A 17,687-nucleotide genomic window follows, 5' to 3' on the forward strand; every position below is an offset into this window, starting at 1 on the left:
AGGTGCTTTGCGACTAAACGCCGAGCCAGATCCGCAGGGGATTTGCCGGATCGGCGAGCAGCTTGACCGCCAAAGCGACGCAGACGATCACGAGCAGCGGCTTGATCAGCTTTGCGCCGATGCGCATGGCAAGCCGTGAGCCCACTTGTGCGCCGAGGAATTGGCAGACGCCCATCAGCAGGCCGATCTTCCAGAGGATCGCGCCGAAGCTTGCGAAGACGATCAGTGCACCGAAATTCGAGCCGAAGTTCAAAAGTTTGGTGTGGGCCGTCGCCTTCAGCACGCCGAAGCCGGCGAGGGTGACGAAGGCGAGCATGAAGAAAGAGCCGGTGCCGGGGCCGAAGACGCCGTCGTAGAAGCCGATGGCCGGCACCAGCGTCAGGCCGAAGGCGAAGGGCGTGATGAGGCGGTGTTTGTCAAGATCGTTGAGGTTCGGCTTGACGGCAAAGAAGATTGCGATTGCCAGCAGCAGCACAGGCATGATCGCTTGAAGCACCTGGCCTGGGACGATCGTCGCAAGAGCGGCGCCGAGTGCCCCGCCCATGAGGGCCATCAGCGCCATCGGCAGCTGTTCGGAAAGCTCCACATGGCCCTTGCGGGCATAGGCGAGCGTCGCGGAAGCTGCGCCGAAGATCGATTGCACCTTGTTGGTTCCGAGCGTCTGCAGCGGCGGGATGCCGGCGATCAACATGGCGGGAACGGTGATGAGACCGCCGCCGCCGGCAATTGCATCGACGAAACCGGCAAAGAAGGCAGCCGCGCAGAGCAGCAGAAGCAGATGGAGGGCAATGTCAGGCAAGATGCTATTCCAGAAGGGCTTTCAGCCCGCCTTGTTGCATTTCCCTCTCCAAGCTGCAATGGCTGCAAGGACACAGCAACGGCACAATCGGCTGCTTCCATGAGCGACATTTCTTTCAATCCCACACGGCGCCATGTGCTCGGTCTTGGCTGCGAGCGTGGGGCACAGCCTCCGGAGGTGTTGGCGCTCGCCTTTGAGGCGCTCAAGGCTGCGGGTATCGGCGCGGATGAACTCGCCGCCGTCGCTTCCATAGGCAGCCGCCGGCAGGAGGCGGCAATCTGGTCAGTCGCCAGGCATTTTGCCGTGCCGGCCCGATTCTTCGACGCTCCTCGGCTGGAGCGGGAAACGCCGCGGCTCAGAAATCCATCGGCCGTCGTCTTTGCTCGCGTCGGCTGCCATGGCGTTGCGGAATCGGCGGCGCTTGCTGCGATCGGCGACGATGCCGAACTGGTGCTTGGCAAAATCAAGTCGGCGCAGGCGACGGCGGCAGTCGCCCGAGGCGGGTTGCAGAAAGCCTGACGGTCGCTATGGTGGCGGCAATTCGCGGCGCCAACCGGCAGGCTCGCGATTCACATTTAGAGGATATATTATGCACAAGGTCATTTATGACACTGACCCGGGCGTTGACGACGCCATGGCGCTTCTCTTCCTACATCGCCATCCCGAAATCGATCTGATCGGCATCACCACGGTCTTTGGCAATGCATCGGTGGAGACGACGACGCGCAATGCGCTCTTCCTCAAGCGCGAGTGGAATATTCCCGCGCCGGTCGCCAAAGGCGCCAGCGTCACCATCGATGCCTCGCGCGCCGAGCGGGAATGGCCTTCCATGGTGCATGGCGACAACGGCCTCGGCGATATCGAGGTGCCCGCAGCGATCGACCTGCCGCTCGATCCGCGCCCGGCGCACCGCTTCATCATCGACACTGTGCGTGCCAATCCTGGCGAGGTGCGTCTGGTCGCGGTCGGACGGATGACCAATCTGGCGATGGCGCTGAAGGAGGATCCCGAGATTGCGACCCTGGTCAAGGACGTCGTCATCATGGGTGGCAACTTCTATGTGCCCGGCAATGTCTCGCCGGTCGCCGAGGCCAATATTCACGGCGATCCTGAGGCCGCCGACATTGTCATGACAGCGCCTTGGAAGGTCGCAGTCATCGGCCTTGATGTCACCTCGATCACCACGATGAGCCGCAGCTATCTCGGCAGGATGGCGGCCGAGGGAGATAGTGCGGTGAAATTGCTCGATGCACTCTCGCAGTCCTATATCGACTTCTACAAGCATGCGGTCGAGGACGGCATGATGGTGCATGACAGCTGCGCCGCAGTCTACGTCGTGGCGCCGGAACTGTTCTCGTCGATATCGGGGGCGGTGCGCGTCGTCTGCGGCGGCATTGCCGACGGTCAGACGATCGTCAAGCCGGATGGCCGCCGCTTCCCGCCCGGCGATTGGGATGATCGGCCCAGCCAAATCGTCACCACAGGGATCGAGTCGGAAAAGGTCCTAAAGCTGATCCGCGATACGCTGCTTCGCGGCTGAGGGCCTTGAAGGCTGATTGCAGCAGGAAGAGGAGTTGGACGACTTTGTCAGCAGTCGGTGCAGCGGGCGGTCTCGTTTGGGTATATTATAATATATTCACGCTGTTGTGTCGCTTTCTTGCGATATTGAATCAGCTTGTTTGCAAAGTGAGTCATCGTCATCTCAGCAACTTCCAGTGAGGTGGCGCGGGCGGCGTTGACCTTGGGCCTCGCTGGGCCTAGATCAACAAAATGTCGAATAGCGCTTTCTCTCATTTGCCGGCGTTGGAGCCGGGCAGCGTCTGGCTCGTCGGGGCCGGTCCGGGTGATCCGGGTCTGCTGACGCTCTTGGCCGCCAAGGGGCTCGCCGAGGCCGATGTGATCGTCCATGATGCGTTGGTCAATGAGGACTGTCTGAGGCTCGCGCACCCCGGCGCAGAACTCGAATATGCCGGCAAACGCGGCGGCAAACCCTCGGCCAAGCAGCGGGATATTTCGTTGCGCCTGGTGGAATTGGCGCACACCGGCAAGCGGGTGCTGCGGCTGAAGGGTGGCGATCCCTTCGTCTTCGGGCGCGGCGGCGAGGAGGCGCTGACGCTGGTCGAGCACAATATCCCTTTCCGCATCGTGCCGGGGATCACCGCCGGTATCGGCGGGCTTGCCTATGCCGGCATTCCGGTGACCCATCGCGAGATCAATCATGCGGTGACGTTTCTCACCGGCCATGATTCCTCCGGCATCGTGCCCGACAGAATCGACTGGGAAGCGATCGGCAAGGGTTCGCCCGTGATCGTCATGTATATGGCGATGAAGCATATCGCCCAGATCAGCGCCAATCTCATTGCGTCGGGCCGCTCGCCGTCCGAGGCTGTAGCTTTCGTCTGCAATGCGGCGACCGGCGCGCAGCAGGTGCTGGAGACGACGCTCGGGCAGGCGACCGAGGCTGTTACCGCCTCCGGTCTCGAGCCGCCGGCGGTGGTCGTCGTCGGGGAGGTGGTGCGGCTGCGGGCCTCGCTCGACTGGGTCGGCGCTCTCGCCGGACGACGCTTGCAGCCTGATCCGTTCCGCCAGTCCGGCCAGGTGCGGGCATGAGCGGCCTCCTGATCGCAGCTCCTTCCTCCGGTGCCGGCAAGACGACGGTGACGCTTGGGCTCCTGAGGGCGCTTCGCCGGCGCGGCATCGTGGTCGCGCCGGGCAAGGCCGGCCCCGACTATATCGATCCCGCCTTCCATGCGGCGGCAAGCGGCACGCCTTGCCTGAACTTCGACCCCTGGGCGATGCGGCCGGAGCTGATCTCGGCCAATGCGACGCTGCATCGCTCCGGCGACCGCATTCTCGTCGTCGAGGCGATGATGGGACTGTTCGATGGGGCGGCCGACGGCAAGGGGACGGCAGCGGATCTGGCGGCCCAGCTCGGCCTTTCCGTGGTGCTGGTCGTCGACGCTTCGCGCATGTCGCAATCGATAGCGCCGCTGGTGGCGGGTTTTGCCGGTTTCCGCGCCGATGTCCGCGTTGCCGGCGTCATCCTCAACAAGGTCGGCAGCGAACGGCACGAGGCGATGCTGCGTCAGGCGCTCGAGGTGATCCGGATGCCGGTGATCGCCGTGATCGGCAGCGACAAGGCGCTTGCCTTGCCGGATCGCCATCTCGGCCTTGTTCAGGCCTGTGAACATCCGAGCCTCGAAGGTTTCATCGAGCATGCGGCGGATGCCGTCTCCGAGGAATGCAATTTCGAGTTTCTGCTGCGCATCGCGAGGCAGGGCCTCAACCGACCGTCGGCTGCCAATATCGATCGTCTGCCGCCGCTCGGCAGTCGCATTGCAGTGGCCCGCGATATCGCTTTCGCCTTCTCCTATGAACATATGCTGCTTGGCTGGCGGCGGCGGGGGGCTTCGATTTCCTTCTTCTCGCCGCTTGCCGACGAGGCGCCTGCTGCCGACGCCGATGCGATCTATCTGCCCGGGGGTTATCCCGAGCTGCATGCCGGAACGCTCTCCCAAGCGCCCAATTTCCGCGCCGCCCTCCTCGATGCGGCGGCGCGCGGCATCCGGATCTATGGCGAGTGCGGCGGCTATATGGTGCTCGGCGAAGGGCTGATTGACGCAGAGGGGAAGCGTCACGAGATGCTCGGCCTGCTGCCCGTCGTCACCAGCTATGCCGCGCGCAAACGCCATCTCGGTTATCGCCACGTCATGCCGCTCGACGGTGCAATCTTTCAGCGGGCGATGACGGCGCATGAGTTCCACTATTCGACCCTCATTTCCGAAGGCGAGGGCGAACGGCTGTTTCAGGTCCGGGATGCGATCGGAACCGATCTCGGCCGGGCGGGGCTCCGGCGCGGGCAGGTTGCGGGTTCCTACATGCATCTGATCGATCTCGCCGGGATTGCCGCGTGAGCGCGCCGATCGTCCATGGTGGCGAAGTTACCGCCGCTGCTGCCGCCTTTGGCGGCAGGCCGGAGGACTGGCTCGACCTTTCCACCGGCATTAACCCGTGCCCGGCTGCCCTGCCAGAAATCCCGACAAGGGCCTGGCACCGCTTGCCGGACAGTTATCTGGCCGATGAGGCAAGGCGGGCGGCGCGCGATTACTATGGGAGCGGCCAGATCCTGCCGCTGCCGGTGCCCGGAACGCAATCGGTGATCCAGCTTCTGCCGCGGTTGCTGACAAAGGGTGAGGGCGCCAGGGTCGCCGTCGTGGCGCCGACCTATGGCGAGTATGCGCGCGCCTTTATTTCGGCCGGTTTTGCCGTCGAGACCGTCGATGATGTCGCTGCGATCGGAACCGAGCATCGGCTTGCCGTCGTCGTCAATCCGAACAATCCCGATGGGCTGACATGGCCGAACGAGACGCTGATCGGACTGCACGAGAGGATGAAGGCGGTCAATGGGCTTCTCGTTGTTGACGAGGCGTTCGGCGATGCCGATCCAGCGCTGAGTCTTGCGGGCGTCGCGCAGAGGCTCTCAAACCTGGTGATCTTTCGCTCTTTCGGCAAGTTTTTTGGGCTCGCCGGCCTGCGGCTCGGCTTCGTGATCGCACGTGACGACATTCTCAAGCGTTTCGAGGAGTGGCTCGGGCCCTGGGCGGTTTCCGGGCCGGCGCTTTCGATAGCAGGCTCGCTTCTGCGTTCGGACGTTTCTTCCATCCGCCGGCTTATCGATGAACGCAGCGCCGGGCTTCGTGCGGTGCTGGGCGGGGTCGGCCTCCGGATCGCAGGGGGAACAGGGTTGTTTGCCCTTGTCGACGATGCCAGGGCGAGCGAGATTTACACGCATCTCTGCCGGCATCATATTCTCGTCCGCAAGTTCGACTATGCCCCCGAATGGCTGCGTTTCGGGCTGGCGCCCGATCCGGCGGCGGACCGGCGGCTTGGCGAAGTCCTTCAGAGATTTGAGCGATGACGATCGACCTAAACCTTCTCGTGCTGCTTTTGGCGCTGCTGCTCGACCGGATTGTCGGCGATCCGCAATGGCTCTGGTCGCGCGTGCCGCATCCTGTCGCGATTTTTGGAGCGGTGATCTCCTATGCCGACCAGCAGCTCAATCCTTCAAGCCTTACGGGGCATCAACGGCGGATGAACGGCGTTGCCGCCATACTGGCGCTGCTGCTGCTCGCTGTGGCGGCCGGCTTCGTGTTCAACCGGTTTTTCGCGCTGTTCGGCCTCGGCGGCATCCTGCTGGAGACCGGACTGGTGGCGGTCTTTCTGGCGCAGAAGAGCCTTGCCGACCATGTCGCTGCCGTTGCCGTCGCCCTGCGCGAGGAGGGGCTTGCCGGTGGACGGGCCGCCGTCTCCCGCATTGTCGGGCGCGATCCCGAGACGCTGGATGAGCCGGCCGTCTGCCGTGCTGCGATCGAAAGCCTTGCCGAGAACTTCTCCGATGGCGTCGTCGCGCCGGCGATTTGGTACGCTATCTTCGGCCTGCCAGGGCTTTTCGCTTACAAGATGCTGAACACGGCGGACTCGATGATCGGCCATAGATCGGAAAAATATATCGATTTCGGCTGGGCGGCCGCTCGGCTCGACGATCTCGCCAACTGGCCGGCCGCGCGCCTTTCGATCCTGCTGATTGCTGCAGGCGCCTGGATCCGGCGCGGCACCAGCGCCTGCCGCGAGGCGATCCGGGTGGCTATGCGCGACGGCGGCTTGCACCGTTCGCCGAATTCCGGCCGGCCGGAAGCGGCAATGGCTGGTGCGCTGAATGTCCAGCTCGCAGGACCGCGCATCTATGGCGGTGTGCTCGTTACCGAGCCGATGATCAACAATCCCGGACGCGATGTCGCGACATCCGGCGACATCGAAGACGGGGTCTCAGTGTATCAGGCGAGCTGCATGGTGCTTGCCGGCGTGACGTTCGGATTGTTTTTGTGCTTTCTGTGAGGGGCTTGCGGTAGAGCTCACGCCCCAGTGGACAGTCCCCTCCCAAACGTTTATGCGAAACGCCTCATATCTCCATCAGACCGGAAGCAGAGCGATGACAGTTCAGATTGAACTACCGTGCCCGAAGTGCAAAAGCACCAAGATGAAATTCGAGCGTCCGGAGATCCGGGAGACGGATATCATAAGCTGCGCGGCTTGCGGCCATAATCTCGGCACCATGGCCTCCATCCGCGAAAGGATGAACAAGGCCTATCAGCAGCTCAAGCAGAGGCCGGCGGCGCGCAAGCTTCAGTGAGGCGGAGCGGCCGTCCTGCGGCGCTCAAATCCGTCATTGCCCTGTTAGAATTGTGATTACCATTCGGGTTAAAGCTATATAATCAAGTATCGTCGTAGTCTCTCTGGCGTGAGGGCGCAATCAAATGCGCGGGTGCGAAGAGGGATTATCATGAAGACGATTTTTGCCGCCGCGGCGGTAAGCTTATTGCTGCAGTTTTCTCCGGTTGCCGCTGAAGCAGCAACGCTGGTTGCCAATATCAGCATCGGCAAACAGACCATGACCGTCACCGAGGACGGCTTTGTCAAATATCGCTGGAAGGTTTCGACCGCGCGCAATGGTTATGTCACGCCCACCGGCTCCTGGAGCGCCAAATGGCTATCGCGCGATCACCGTTCGCGCAAATACGACAATGCGCCGATGCCGTATGCTGTATTTTTCAACGGCGGTTACGCCGTTCATGCTACCTTCGATCTGAAGCGTCTCGGCACACCGGCCTCGCATGGCTGCGTTCGCTTGCATCCCGACAATGCGGCCGAGTTCTTCTCACTGGCACGGCAGGCAGGTCTTGCCAATACCCGCGTCGTCATCACGCGTTGATCCCGGATCAGCGCGTGAACCTGAATTCGGCGTCGGACCGCAGACGACGCCGTGCCGCGCCTGGCGGGAAGGACGTGCAACGGGCGTGCCTGTTTCAAAAATCTCAATGCTGGCAACGTCGATCGTCGCGATCCTTCAAATAGCCGGACATGCTGGAACGCGATCGCAATTCCTTCCAGCCCAGCTTGAGGATTATCAAATGCCGGCGCGCATAATTTGATTCAGGTCAAAGACCGGTGCGGATGTTGGACAGCCGCATCCTGTTTTCGGCGCCAGCACTCGCCGGCGTTCCATTGCTGTTTAGGCAACACCTTATTGTCAAATTGCCGCGACGCCCGGACGAAAGCATTGGCTTTTGAAAAGGATTTGCCTATGAGGGGGTTTAAATCGTCATTTCATGAGGTACAGCGCGTGACCGCTACATTCGACAAAGTTGCCGACATTATTGCAGAAACCAGCGAGATCGATCGCGCCACGATCACGCCGGAGAGCCATACGATCGACGACCTCGGTATCGACAGCCTCGATTTCCTCGATATCGTCTTTGCGATCGACAAGGAATTCGGCATCAAGATTCCGCTCGAAAAGTGGACGCAGGAGGTCAACGAAGGCAAGGTTTCCACCGAAGAATATTTCGTGCTGAAGAACCTCTGTGCCAAGATCGACGAGCTCAAAGCGGCCAAGGCCTGAGCGACACATCAGTCTTTTTCGAACGCCCTGCCGCCCTGACTATGGCGGCCGGGCGGTTTCGTTCCTAATTAGGCGTCACCGGCGGGCGGATTTGGCCTTCCGGGCCGGAGGATCCGAATGCTGCTGGAATATTTCCAGATGATTGACCGCGTCGAAGCGGTGGACCTGAAGAAGGCTACGCTGACGGCGCGATCCGTCGTGCCGGCCAAGAGCCCCGTTTTCGAAGGCCATTTTCCCGGTATGCCGCTCGTTCCCGGCGTGCTCCTGATCGAAACCATGGCGCAGGCTTCCGGCATGCTGGTGCTTGCCGCCTCCGACTTTGCCGCCATGCCCTTCCTGATGTCCGTCGACGGCGCCAAGATGCGCACTTTTGTCGAGCCGGAAGCCGTGCTCGATATCGAGGCGGTGTTGGAGCATGACGGGTCGGGTTTTGCGGTCACCAAAGCCAAGATCACCAGCGGCGGCAAGAAGGTCTGCGATGCGCAGCTGAAACTGCGTACCATGCCCTTCAGCGAAGTTCCGCTCGGCGATATCGTGAAAAAACGCGCCGGCGAGGTCGGGCTTCTCGAAGCGATCGCAGCGCAGGGAGTGGTTGGATGAGCAAGGCCGCAAACGACGTCGTCATTTCAGGCGTCGGTATCGTTACCTGTCAGGGCGTCGGCAAGGAGGCGCATGTCGCGCTGCTTTCGGCCGACAGCACGCCGAGGGCGATCGTCGAGACAGAGAAATTCAAACCCTATCCGGTGCATCCGCTGCCTGAGATCGACTGGTCGCAGCAGATTGCCAAGCGCGGCGACCAGCGCCAGATGGAAAACTGGCAGCGCATCGGCGTCTTCGCCGCGGGTCTTGCGCTCGACGATGCCGGATTCAAGGACAATATCGAGGCCTGCGGCACGATGGACATGATCGTAGCGGCCGGCGGCGGCGAGCGCGACATCAACGTCGACACGCTGATCGTCGACGAGGGCTTGAAGCGCAACGACCGCGAACTGCTGCTCAATGAGAAGCTGACGACGGAGCTGAGGCCGACGCTGTTCCTGGCGCAGCTTTCCAATCTGCTTGCCGGCAATATCTCCATCGTTCACAAGGTCACTGGCTCCTCGCGGACCTTCATGGGCGAAGAAGCGTCGGGTGTTTCCGCCGTCGAGACGGCGTTCTGGCGCATTCGCTCCGGCGAATCCACCCATGCGCTGGTCGGCGGCGCCTTTGCTGCCGAGCGTCCGGACATGATCCTGCTCACTGAAGCAATCGGCGCGCATACGCGCGGCGAATGGGCGCCGCTCTGGTCGCGCTCGGACCTCGAGGGCGGCGGCATGATCACCGGTTCGGCCGGCGCTTTCCTGGTGCTGGAATCGCGCAAGCACGCGGAAGAGCGCGGCGCGCACATCTATGCGACGATCAGCGCCGTTGAAGGCGATCGCGGCAACCGCGCTGCCGGCAATTTCGAAGTGCGGATGGAACGGCTGCTGAAGCCTGCCGCCGAGCTGCCGGCAGAGAGCATGGCGATCTTCTCCGGTTCGACCGGCATGCATGACATCGCCGCCCGCGAAAAGGCGGTGCTGGAACATCAGCTTCCGGGTGCGGCGATCCGCGGCTTCGGCGGCGTTTCCGGTCACACGATCGAAGCGCAATTCCCGCTAGGGCTGGCGCTCGCAGCCCTTGCAATCGATGCCGAGGCCAAGGTTCCGCCCTTCGACGTGGCCCATGAAGCGCCGATGAAGGCGGGAACGAAGGCGGCCGTCGTAACTACGGTCGGACATCAGCGCGGCGAGGGCGTCGCCGTTCTTTCCGCAGAGGCGTGAGGAGAGAGATATGACAGCTTCCGCTTACAGAGATCATCTCGGCCGACCGATCGTCGCAGTGACCGGCATGGGCATCATCACCTCGCTCGGCCAGGGCCTGAAGGACAACTGGGCGGCCCTTTCCTCGGGCACCTCTGGTATCCACGCAATCAACCGCTTTCCGACCGAAGGCCTGTCGACACGCATCGCCGGCACCGTCGATTTCATCGAAATTCCGGTGCCGAACGCCGTCGAGCGTTCCTATGCCTTTGCCCGCGAGACCACCATCGAAGCATTGGCCGACGCAGGTCTTTCAGGCGATTTCAACGGTCCGCTGTTCCTTGCCGCGCCGCCGATCGAGCCGGAATGGAGCGCCCGCTTCGAACTTGCAGACCGTTCGCCGGCCGCCGATCATCCAGGCGACGCCTATGAGCGCTTCCTGACCGCGCTGCGCCAGCGGCCCGACCCGGCCTTCCACGAGGCGGCGCTGTTCGGTGCGATTTCCGAGCGTCTGGCCGACCGGTTCGGCACACGCGGCCTTCCCGTGACGCTGTCGACGGCCTGCGCTTCCGGCGTCACCGCGATCCAGCTCGGCATCGAGGCGATTCGTCAGGGGCGCACCGATCGCGCGTTGACGGTTGCGACCGATGGGTCGCTCAGCGCCGAAGCGCTGATCCGCTTCTCGCTTCTGTCGGCTCTTTCGACGCAGAACGATCCGCCGACCAAGGCCTCCAAGCCGTTCAGCAAGGACCGCGACGGCTTCGTCATCGCCGAGGGTGCGGCGACGCTGGTGCTGGAATCGCTGGAAGCGGCGGTCGCCCGCGGTGCCAGGGTGCTCGGCATCATGAAGGGCGCCGGCGACAAGGCCGATAGCTTCCACCGCACTCGCTCCTCGCCCGACGGCGGACCGGCTATCTCGACGATCCGCGCGGCCCTTGCCGACGCCGGCATCGACGAGAGCGGCATCGGCTACATCAATGCGCACGGCACCTCGACGCCCGAAAACGACAAGATGGAATACGGCGCGATGTCGGCTGTCTTCGGCGAACGACTCGTCGGCATTCCCGTCTCGTCGAACAAATCGATGATCGGCCATACGCTGACGGCAGCGGGTGCGGTCGAAGCGGTGTTCTCGCTGCAGACGATGCTGACGGGCACGTTGCCGCCGACGATCAACTACACCAATCCCGATCCGTCGATCGTGCTTGATGTCGTGCCGAACAAGAAGCGGGAAGCCCAGGTTTCGGCCGTGCTTTCGAACTCCTTCGGCTTCGGCGGGCAGAATGCCAGCCTTGTCATGGCGCTCGAACCGGCTTAAGCGGTTCCCGACAAATTTAAGACGAGACGAACGCCTTCGAGGCGAGGGATTTTGCCATGCGCGCTTTGCAACTGATCGATGACCGCAAGCTTGAGATCACCGACCTGCCGGAACCGGACGCACCCGCTTCAGGTGAGGTGACGCTGCGCGTCAAGGCGGTGGCCCTCAACCATATCGACGTCTGGGGCTGGCGCGGCATGGCTTTCGCCAAGCGCAAGATGCCGCTGGTCATCGGCGCGGAAGCCTCAGGCGTCGTGGAAGCGATCGGGCCGGGTGTGGCCAATGTTCTGCCGGGTCAACTGGTTTCGATCTATGGCGCGCGCACCTGCGGCCTCTGCCGACCCTGCCGCGAAGGCCGAGACAATCTCTGCGAACATGTCTCCGGCGTGCATGGTTTCCATCTCGATGGTTTCGCGCAGGAAAAGGTGAACCTGCCGGCGCGTCTGCTCGTTCCCGCACCTCCCGGTGTCGATGCGATCGGCGCAGCATTGGCACCCGTCACCTTCGGCACGGTCGAGCATATGCTGTTCGATAATGCCAAGCTCGAGCCCGGCGAAACGATCCTCGTTCATGCCGGCGGCTCCGGCATTGGCACTGCGGCGATCCAGCTTGCCAAGAAGATCGGCTGCACCGTGATTACCACGGTCGGTTCCGATGACAAGATCGAGAGGGCCAAGGCTCTCGGCGCCGATCACGTCATCAACTACCGCACCGACCGCTTCGAAGGCGTGGTGCGCAAGCTGACCAAGAAGAAGGGCGTCGACGTCGTCTTCGAACATGTCGGCAAGGACACCTGGGCAGGCTCGATGCTCTGCATGAAGCGCGGCGGGCGCCTCGTTACCTGCGGCTCGACCTCGGGCGTCTCGACAGAGATGAACCTGATGATGCTGTTCCAGCAGCAATTGAAGCTGCTTGGCTCCTTCGGCTGCCGCATGGAGAACATGGCCGATGCGATGCAGAAGATGGGTCGCGGGCTCGTCCATCCCGTCATCGACACCGAAGTCGGATTCGACGATATCGACCGGGCGCTGGAGCGGATGGAATCGCGCCAGATCTTCGGCAAAATCATTCTGAAGATGGACTGACCTCACGTGAAGCTGTTCATTACCCGGGTCGTTCTGGCGCTCAGGAATTTCCAGCAATGGCTGGTGGCGCAGGCGATGTTCGGCTTCCTAAATGTGCTGAAACTGCTTCCGGCCGATGGCGCGATCCGCTTTGCCGACAAGGTGATGCGCCGCCTCGGTCGGCGGACCCGCCGCCACAGACTGATGCTCGTCAATCTACGCAACGCCTTTCCGGAGAAGAGCGAGGCCGAGATCGAGGAGATCGCACTCGGCAGCTGGGGCAATATGGGCCGGCTCGCGGCCGAATACGTCTTCCTCGACGAGTTGTTCGACTATGATCCCGAACGGCCGGAGCCAGGCAGGGTAGAGGTGTCTGGCGTTTCCATCTTCCTCGACCTGCGCGACAATCCGCGCCCCTTCATCGTCTTTACGGGGCATACCGCCAATTTCGAGCTACTGCCGGTGGCGGGCGCGGCCTTCGGGCTCACCGTCACCGTACTTTTCCGGCCGCCGAACAATCCCTATGTCGCCAAGAAGGTGTTCGACTTCCGCAGTGCACGCATGGGCAAGCTGGTGCCCTCGCATGCCGGCTCCTCCTTCGCGCTCGCGCGCCAGCTGGAAGCGGGTCAGGGGGTGGGCGTGCTCGTCGACCAGAAATTCGGCAAGGGGCTGAAAGGCACCTTCTTCGGGCGAGAGGTGAAGACCAATCCGTTGTTGCCGAAGCTGGTGCGCCAGTTCGATTGCGAGGTCTATCCGGCGCGCTGCATCCGCCTTCCGGAGAATCGCTACCGGCTGGAAATTGAGCCGCGGCTGGAGATGCCGCGCGACGCCAAAGGCAATCTCGACCTGCCTGCCGCCGCCCAGCTACTCAATGACAAGGTGGAAAGTTGGGTGCGGGAATATCCGGAACAGTGGCTTTGGTATCACGACCGCTGGCAGATCAAGAAGACGCTCGCGCCTTGAAAATCAAACCCTGATTTATCAGCGGTGAAAAGCGGCAGGTGCTCTCGGATTGAAAACGAGTAAACTTCATGTTAGCCGTCACTACCAAGGCGAGAATAATATCCACCTCAGGGCGCATTTGGGAAATGCAGCCACACAATTTGGACACGCCACTCGGGACAATGGGAGTGGGAGGCGTCTTGCTGGAGCTTTTTCGAGCCTTTTCCTTGCGCTGCGCGCAAATAGAGGAAGCCATACGCCAAGGCGACGATCAGCGCGTCATGTTGCTCGACCGTCATGTCGAGCCGCTGGTCGAGGCCATCCTGGCCTGCCGGGCGGCCAATCTGCTCGAAGTCTACATGCAATTGCAGTTCGTCGGCCATCTTGTCGCCCGGGACGCGGACGACAGCGCCAGTGTCAGAGAACATGCGGCGGTGCTTTCCTATCTGCTCGACTGTTATTTCGGCACGCATGCGCCGGATTGGCGGGTGCCTTCGCCGCAGGATGTGCGCATCGAGCCGCCGGCAGCCTATGTGCCCGACACCGACAATGGCCACTTCCTCAACGCCGCGATCCTCGAAAGCCTGCCGGATCGGGTGGCGGTGCTGACCAGGGACTACCGCTACCTCTATTCCAACGCGGCCAACAGTGCCCATCTGGACAGGAAGCCGATGGAACTGATCGGGCGTCACCTTTCCGAATTCATCGGCGAGGAGCGATTCGCCGAATGCGCCAAGCACAAGCTGGACGTCTGTTTTGCCGGCGGGGAGGTCGACTACACTTATGAGCGCCGGACCGGCGGCGGCGTATCCCGCCAGGTGCGCTGTCGCATGTCGCCGCTGCGCGATGCGGGCGGCATTGTCATCGGCGCTCTGATCGTGATGGATCGGTAGTCTACAGCAATTCCGTTTTTCTTCGAACCACGGAATTGTTCTATATCTCTTTGTTTTAACGCAACTCCGGACGCAAAACCGCTGCACACTTTTGCTGGAATTGCTCTAATTTACGCCGTCGCCCAGACGGCGAGCTCGTAGCCGTCGCGGTCGAGGAAATGGAAGCGGCGGCCGCCGGGAAAATCGGTGATCGGCCGGCAGATCGTGCCGCCGGCCCTTTCGACCGAAGTCAGCACTTCTTCCAGATCCCTGGCATAGACGACGACGAGCGGTCCGCCCGGCCGGACGGGACCGAAATCGGTGAAGCCGCCTTTCAGCCGGCCGTCGTCAAATTCGCAGTAATTCGGGCCGTAATCGGTGAAACGCCAGCCGAAGGCCGAGCCGTAAAAGGCTTTGGCGGCGGCGATGTCGGAGACGTTGAATTCAACATAGTCGATGCGGCGGTCGTTGTGTTCGGAGTTTTCAGACATCTATCTCTCCATCAGGGCTTTCAGCATGACGAGATCCTTCTCGATATGCGCGGCATCAGCGGCAAATTGCGCATCTGTCATGCCGGGCAGACGCAGCAGCGTGAACATGACCTCGCAGCCATCGCCGTTCGGTACGATGCGCAGGGCATTATAAACCCGGAGCCCGGATTCGATCGTCACCGTATGATCGATCACGCCGAATTCATTGGCGGGAACGAAGCTGACTTTGATGGTGCCGAGGGGACCGTGGGCGATCCAGTCGGCGCCGTCGGGCTCGAAACCGGTGGCAAGGCCGGAGGCCCAGAGCGGCATGTTCTCCGGCTTGCGGGCGAAGTCGTAGACATCCCGCCAGTCGCGCTCTATCGACTGGTGGATGACTTTTGCAGGCATTGTCGCCATGGTGCAGGTCCTTGTATTTGGGTTTCCCTGAATAATAAGGCCGGCCGGCGGTGTCTTGAACAAAACGGTCAGCCGGATCCTTCCCGCGTGCCGAGTTGGTTAAGAATGATCGCAGGGGTGAGAGTCGAGAGTTCTGCGACCTCGCGTGTCATGTGGGCCTGGTCGGCAAAGCCCGCTTCGAGCGCGATGCGGGCGAGTGGCATCGTGTCCACCCTGCGGCAGAGGTCGAGGAAACGCTGGAACCGGCGGATGCGTTCCAGTGTCTTTGCGCCATAGCCGAAATGATGGTGGCAGCGGCGGCGCAGTTGCCTTTCGCTCATGCCGAGCTGGTCGGGCAGGCCGGAGGTTGGGCGGCCGCTGTCGGCGGCGGCGAAGATCACGGCGGCGTCTTGGGCGGGCTCCTCCTCATCGCGCGCGGCCCCTTCAAGCAGACGGCCGAACAGCGTCGCGGCGGCCGCGGGGTCCGGGCAATCCCGCAGCCGCGCCTCGAATTCGCTGGTATCCTTCCGTCCGATATCGGCAAGCGGCACCGACAGGCCGACCAGCGCCGAGAGCGGCGTCTTCAGCCAGGATGCTGCGGCGCCCGGCGCAAAGCGCGCGCCGATGACGGTCGCGCCCGGCCTTATGATCGGGAAGGCCGCGATCCGGTCAGGACCGGCGACGACAAGCCGTCCGTCCATCCAGAGGAGATCACAATAGCCATCCGGCACGATCGCCACCGTGGCCGCCGCCCCGTCCCTAAGTGTATGCGACCAGAGGCAGCTGAAATGGCGCCGTAGCGCTGGCGGCGGCGCATATTCGCGGTAGCGGCCGGCGCGGGGCGCAAGCATCGCCATGTCTTTTCGTCTTTTCGAAACCAAACGATATCTCCCGAGGTCCGCATGATAACATGAGATAGGGCAGTACGGGCGATCGCGAATATTTTGCGGCTTCCGGATCGGGCTGCAGATGAAAAGTTGTCGGACAAGTCAGACGATCAAAGCTGCATTTCAATGGCTTTTGCGAACCGATTAGACCCTCGCGAGACTTGCCGTTTGAGCGAGACAGTGCCACAACACCGGTCCAAATGACACATCGGAGGTTTGTCGTGGAAAAGGCAGAAATCGGACTGATCGGCCTTGCGGTCATGGGCTCCAACCTGGCGCTCAACATCGCGGAGAAAGGCAATAAAATCGCGGTCTTCAACCGCACGCCTGAGAAAACCGACGAATTCTACGAAAGCGCCGGCGATCTGAAGAAGCAGATCATTCCCTGCAAGACCATCGAGGAGTTCGTCGATGCAATCCGGCCGCCGCGTCCGATCATTATCATGATCAAGGCCGGTGACGCTGTCGACCAGCAGATGGAGGCGTTGCGCCCGCATCTTGCCAAGGGCGACATCATGATCGATGCCGGCAACGCCAATTTCCGCGACACCGTCGCCCGCTTCGGCCGTCTCAAGGATACTGAACTGACATTCATCGGCATGGGGGTTTCCGGCGGCGAAGAGGGTGCGCGCCACGGCCCGTCGATCATGGTCGGCGGTACCGAAGAGTCCTGGAAGCGCGTCGAGAAGGTGCTGACGTCGATTGCCGCCCGCTACAATGACGAGCCCTGCGTCGCCTGGCTCGGCAATGACGGCGCCGGCCATTTCGTCAAGACCATCCATAACGGCATCGAATATGCCGACATGCAGATGATCGCCGAGATCTACGGCATCCTGCGAGACGGTCTCGGCAAGAGTGCCTCCGAAATCTCCGGCATCTTCGGCGAGTGGAACAAGGGCCGGCTGAACTCCTATCTGATCGAGATCTCCGAGAAGGTGCTTGCGGCGAGCGATCCCGTCTCCGGGGGGCCGATGGTCGACATGATCCTCGACAAGGCAGGCCAGAAGGGCACCGGCAAGTGGTCGGCGATCGAGGCGCAGAACATGGGCATTCCGGCAACGGCGATCGAGGCCGCGGTTGCCGCCCGCAGCCTCTCCTCAATGAAGTCTGAGCGCGAAGCCGCCGAAAAGATCTTCGGTAATCTCGGCAGCGTCTTCCCGACCGCCTACGGGCCCGAGCTCAACAAGGATCTGGAACTGGCACTGTTTGCCGGCAAGATCGGCGCCTATGCGCAGGGCTTCGCCGTGATGGCGGAAGCTTCCAAGGAGTTCAATTGGTCGCTGCCGATGCCTGTTATCGCGAAGATCTGGCGTGCCGGCTGCATCATCCGCTCGCAGTTCCTCGATGAGATCACCAGGGCTTTCACCGATGCGCCCGATGCGGCGAACCTCATCGTCACGCCGGCCTTCTCATCCATGGTCAAGGAATCGATCCCGGCGCTTCGCCGCGTCGTGACCGCCGCTCTCGCCGCCGGCCTGCCGGTGCCGGCGCTGACCTCGGCGCTCAGCTATTTCGACGCCTACCGCCAGGGCAGGGGGACGGCCAACCTCATCCAGGCCCAGCGCGACTTCTTCGGCGCTCACGGCTTCGACCGCCTCGATGGCAAGGACTTCCACCACGGCCCCTGGGGCAGCGGTGCTGCGACCTTCTGAGGTTTGCGGAGAAAGACATCGAGGAAGCCCGGCGTTGCGCCGGG

20 protein-coding genes are annotated in these 17,687 nt (G+C 62.3%); 16 read left to right on the top strand and 4 right to left on the bottom strand.

Annotation, left to right across the window (positions count from 1 at the left end):
• Positions 1-13 precede the first annotated feature (13 nt).
• A complete protein-coding gene (locus tag AC13QO_RS18215; RefSeq protein WP_085778480.1) occupies positions 14-799 on the bottom strand; it encodes a TSUP family transporter in 786 nt (261 codons plus the stop codon).
• Positions 800-898: 99 nt separating this feature from the next.
• On the opposite strand from AC13QO_RS18215, the gene AC13QO_RS18220 reads away from it, so the two are divergent.
• From AC13QO_RS18220 to AC13QO_RS18290, 15 genes are all read left to right on the top strand, one after another.
• Positions 899-1,318 carry a cobalamin biosynthesis protein gene (locus AC13QO_RS18220; protein WP_488541445.1) on the top strand — a complete coding sequence of 140 codons (420 nt, stop codon included), beginning with the start codon at positions 899-901 and terminating at the stop codon, positions 1,316-1,318.
• A gap of 70 nt (positions 1,319-1,388) precedes the next feature.
• On the top strand, positions 1,389-2,339 hold the full coding sequence (locus tag AC13QO_RS18225; protein ID WP_488541446.1) for a nucleoside hydrolase: 951 nt from the start codon (positions 1,389-1,391) through the stop codon (positions 2,337-2,339).
• A gap of 230 nt (positions 2,340-2,569) precedes the next feature.
• Complete coding sequence (gene cobA, locus AC13QO_RS18230) at positions 2,570-3,409, top strand: uroporphyrinogen-III C-methyltransferase (protein WP_097599978.1); 840 nt, start codon at positions 2,570-2,572, stop codon at positions 3,407-3,409.
• A complete protein-coding gene (locus AC13QO_RS18235; protein ID WP_285195900.1) occupies positions 3,406-4,713 on the top strand; it encodes a cobyrinic acid a,c-diamide synthase CobB in 1,308 nt (435 codons plus the stop codon). The genes cobA and AC13QO_RS18235 overlap by 4 nt, the downstream gene beginning before the upstream one ends.
• Positions 4,710-5,717 carry a threonine-phosphate decarboxylase CobD gene (gene cobD / locus AC13QO_RS18240; RefSeq protein WP_488541447.1) on the top strand — a complete coding sequence of 336 codons (1,008 nt, stop codon included), beginning with the start codon at positions 4,710-4,712 and terminating at the stop codon, positions 5,715-5,717. Before AC13QO_RS18235 ends, cobD begins: the two co-directional genes overlap by 4 nt.
• Positions 5,714-6,694: an adenosylcobinamide-phosphate synthase CbiB gene (gene cbiB / locus AC13QO_RS18245; RefSeq protein WP_488541448.1), complete on the top strand. Its 981-nt coding sequence runs from the start codon at positions 5,714-5,716 to the stop codon at positions 6,692-6,694. Before cobD ends, cbiB begins: the two co-directional genes overlap by 4 nt.
• Before the next feature lie 94 nt (positions 6,695-6,788).
• Entirely contained in the window at positions 6,789-6,989 is a 201-nt protein-coding gene (locus AC13QO_RS18250; RefSeq protein WP_085778473.1) for an ECs_2282 family putative zinc-binding protein, read from the top strand.
• A gap of 150 nt (positions 6,990-7,139) precedes the next feature.
• The gene (locus AC13QO_RS18255) at positions 7,140-7,568 is read left to right on the top strand and encodes a L,D-transpeptidase (RefSeq protein WP_085778472.1); all 429 of its coding nucleotides are present in this window, start codon (positions 7,140-7,142) and stop codon (positions 7,566-7,568) included.
• Between the two features lie 411 nt (positions 7,569-7,979).
• A complete protein-coding gene (locus AC13QO_RS18260; protein WP_003540486.1) occupies positions 7,980-8,258 on the top strand; it encodes an acyl carrier protein in 279 nt (92 codons plus the stop codon).
• A 117-nt stretch (positions 8,259-8,375) separates the two neighbouring features.
• A complete protein-coding gene (locus AC13QO_RS18265) occupies positions 8,376-8,858 on the top strand; it encodes a 3-hydroxyacyl-ACP dehydratase FabZ family protein (RefSeq protein ID WP_085778471.1) in 483 nt (160 codons plus the stop codon).
• Positions 8,855-10,060, top strand: coding sequence for a beta-ketoacyl-ACP synthase (locus tag AC13QO_RS18270; protein ID WP_285195896.1), 1,206 nt, complete (start codon positions 8,855-8,857; stop codon positions 10,058-10,060). Before AC13QO_RS18265 ends, AC13QO_RS18270 begins: the two co-directional genes overlap by 4 nt.
• A 10-nt stretch (positions 10,061-10,070) precedes the next feature.
• Positions 10,071-11,357 (top strand): beta-ketoacyl-ACP synthase, encoded by a 1,287-nt coding sequence (locus tag AC13QO_RS18275; RefSeq protein WP_285195895.1) that lies wholly within the window; start codon positions 10,071-10,073, stop codon positions 11,355-11,357.
• A 56-nt stretch (positions 11,358-11,413) separates the two neighbouring features.
• The gene (locus AC13QO_RS18280) at positions 11,414-12,442 is read left to right on the top strand and encodes a zinc-binding dehydrogenase (RefSeq protein ID WP_285195894.1); all 1,029 of its coding nucleotides are present in this window, start codon (positions 11,414-11,416) and stop codon (positions 12,440-12,442) included.
• A 6-nt stretch (positions 12,443-12,448) separates the two neighbouring features.
• Entirely contained in the window at positions 12,449-13,384 is a 936-nt protein-coding gene (locus tag AC13QO_RS18285) for a lipid A biosynthesis lauroyl acyltransferase (RefSeq protein WP_285195893.1), read from the top strand.
• 179 nt (positions 13,385-13,563) lie between these two features.
• Positions 13,564-14,256, top strand: a complete 693-nt coding sequence (locus AC13QO_RS18290; RefSeq protein ID WP_488541449.1) for a PAS domain-containing protein — start codon at positions 13,564-13,566, stop codon at positions 14,254-14,256.
• Positions 14,257-14,366: 110 nt separating this feature from the next.
• On the opposite strand, the gene AC13QO_RS18295 is transcribed toward AC13QO_RS18290, so the two are convergent.
• The 3 genes from AC13QO_RS18295 to AC13QO_RS18305 all read right to left on the bottom strand — a co-directional run bounded on the left by AC13QO_RS18295 (position 14,367) and on the right by AC13QO_RS18305 (position 15,985).
• Positions 14,367-14,726 carry a VOC family protein gene (locus AC13QO_RS18295; protein WP_085778464.1) on the bottom strand — a complete coding sequence of 120 codons (360 nt, stop codon included), beginning with the start codon at positions 14,724-14,726 and terminating at the stop codon, positions 14,367-14,369.
• Positions 14,727-15,125 (bottom strand): polyketide cyclase, encoded by a 399-nt coding sequence (locus AC13QO_RS18300; protein WP_097599969.1) that lies wholly within the window; start codon positions 15,123-15,125, stop codon positions 14,727-14,729.
• Positions 15,126-15,193: 68 nt separating this feature from the next.
• Positions 15,194-15,985 carry a helix-turn-helix domain-containing protein gene (locus AC13QO_RS18305; protein WP_085778462.1) on the bottom strand — a complete coding sequence of 264 codons (792 nt, stop codon included), beginning with the start codon at positions 15,983-15,985 and terminating at the stop codon, positions 15,194-15,196.
• 206 nt (positions 15,986-16,191) lie between these two features.
• On the opposite strand from AC13QO_RS18305, the gene gndA reads away from it, so the two are divergent.
• Positions 16,192-17,643 (top strand): NADP-dependent phosphogluconate dehydrogenase, encoded by a 1,452-nt coding sequence (gene gndA, locus AC13QO_RS18310; protein WP_198175446.1) that lies wholly within the window; start codon positions 16,192-16,194, stop codon positions 17,641-17,643.
• Positions 17,644-17,687 lie beyond the last annotated feature (44 nt).

It is taken from the genome of Rhizobium sp. CNPSo 3670 (assembly GCF_057784555.1).

Excerpts from the sequence above, each read along its gene's own strand:
- AC13QO_RS18220 (WP_488541445.1), top strand. The coding sequence starts at position 899 with ATGAGCGACATTTCTTTCAATCCCACACGGCGCCATGTGCTCGGTCTT.
- cobA (WP_097599978.1), top strand. The coding sequence starts at position 2,570 with ATGTCGAATAGCGCTTTCTCTCATTTGCCGGCGTTGGAGCCGGGCAGC.
- AC13QO_RS18300 (WP_097599969.1), bottom strand. The coding sequence starts at position 15,125 with ATGGCGACAATGCCTGCAAAAGTCATCCACCAGTCGATAGAGCGCGAC.
- AC13QO_RS18235 (WP_285195900.1), top strand. The coding sequence starts at position 3,406 with ATGAGCGGCCTCCTGATCGCAGCTCCTTCCTCCGGTGCCGGCAAGACG.
- AC13QO_RS18270 (WP_285195896.1), top strand. The coding sequence starts at position 8,855 with ATGAGCAAGGCCGCAAACGACGTCGTCATTTCAGGCGTCGGTATCGTT.
- AC13QO_RS18265 (WP_085778471.1), top strand. The coding sequence starts at position 8,376 with ATGCTGCTGGAATATTTCCAGATGATTGACCGCGTCGAAGCGGTGGAC.
- AC13QO_RS18280 (WP_285195894.1), top strand. The coding sequence starts at position 11,414 with ATGCGCGCTTTGCAACTGATCGATGACCGCAAGCTTGAGATCACCGAC.
- AC13QO_RS18295 (WP_085778464.1), bottom strand. The coding sequence starts at position 14,726 with ATGTCTGAAAACTCCGAACACAACGACCGCCGCATCGACTATGTTGAA.
- cbiB (WP_488541448.1), top strand. The coding sequence starts at position 5,714 with ATGACGATCGACCTAAACCTTCTCGTGCTGCTTTTGGCGCTGCTGCTC.
- gndA (WP_198175446.1), top strand. The coding sequence starts at position 16,192 with ATGACACATCGGAGGTTTGTCGTGGAAAAGGCAGAAATCGGACTGATC.
- AC13QO_RS18255 (WP_085778472.1), top strand. The coding sequence starts at position 7,140 with ATGAAGACGATTTTTGCCGCCGCGGCGGTAAGCTTATTGCTGCAGTTT.
- AC13QO_RS18275 (WP_285195895.1), top strand. The coding sequence starts at position 10,071 with ATGACAGCTTCCGCTTACAGAGATCATCTCGGCCGACCGATCGTCGCA.
- AC13QO_RS18225 (WP_488541446.1), top strand. The coding sequence starts at position 1,389 with ATGCACAAGGTCATTTATGACACTGACCCGGGCGTTGACGACGCCATG.
- AC13QO_RS18250 (WP_085778473.1), top strand. The coding sequence starts at position 6,789 with ATGACAGTTCAGATTGAACTACCGTGCCCGAAGTGCAAAAGCACCAAG.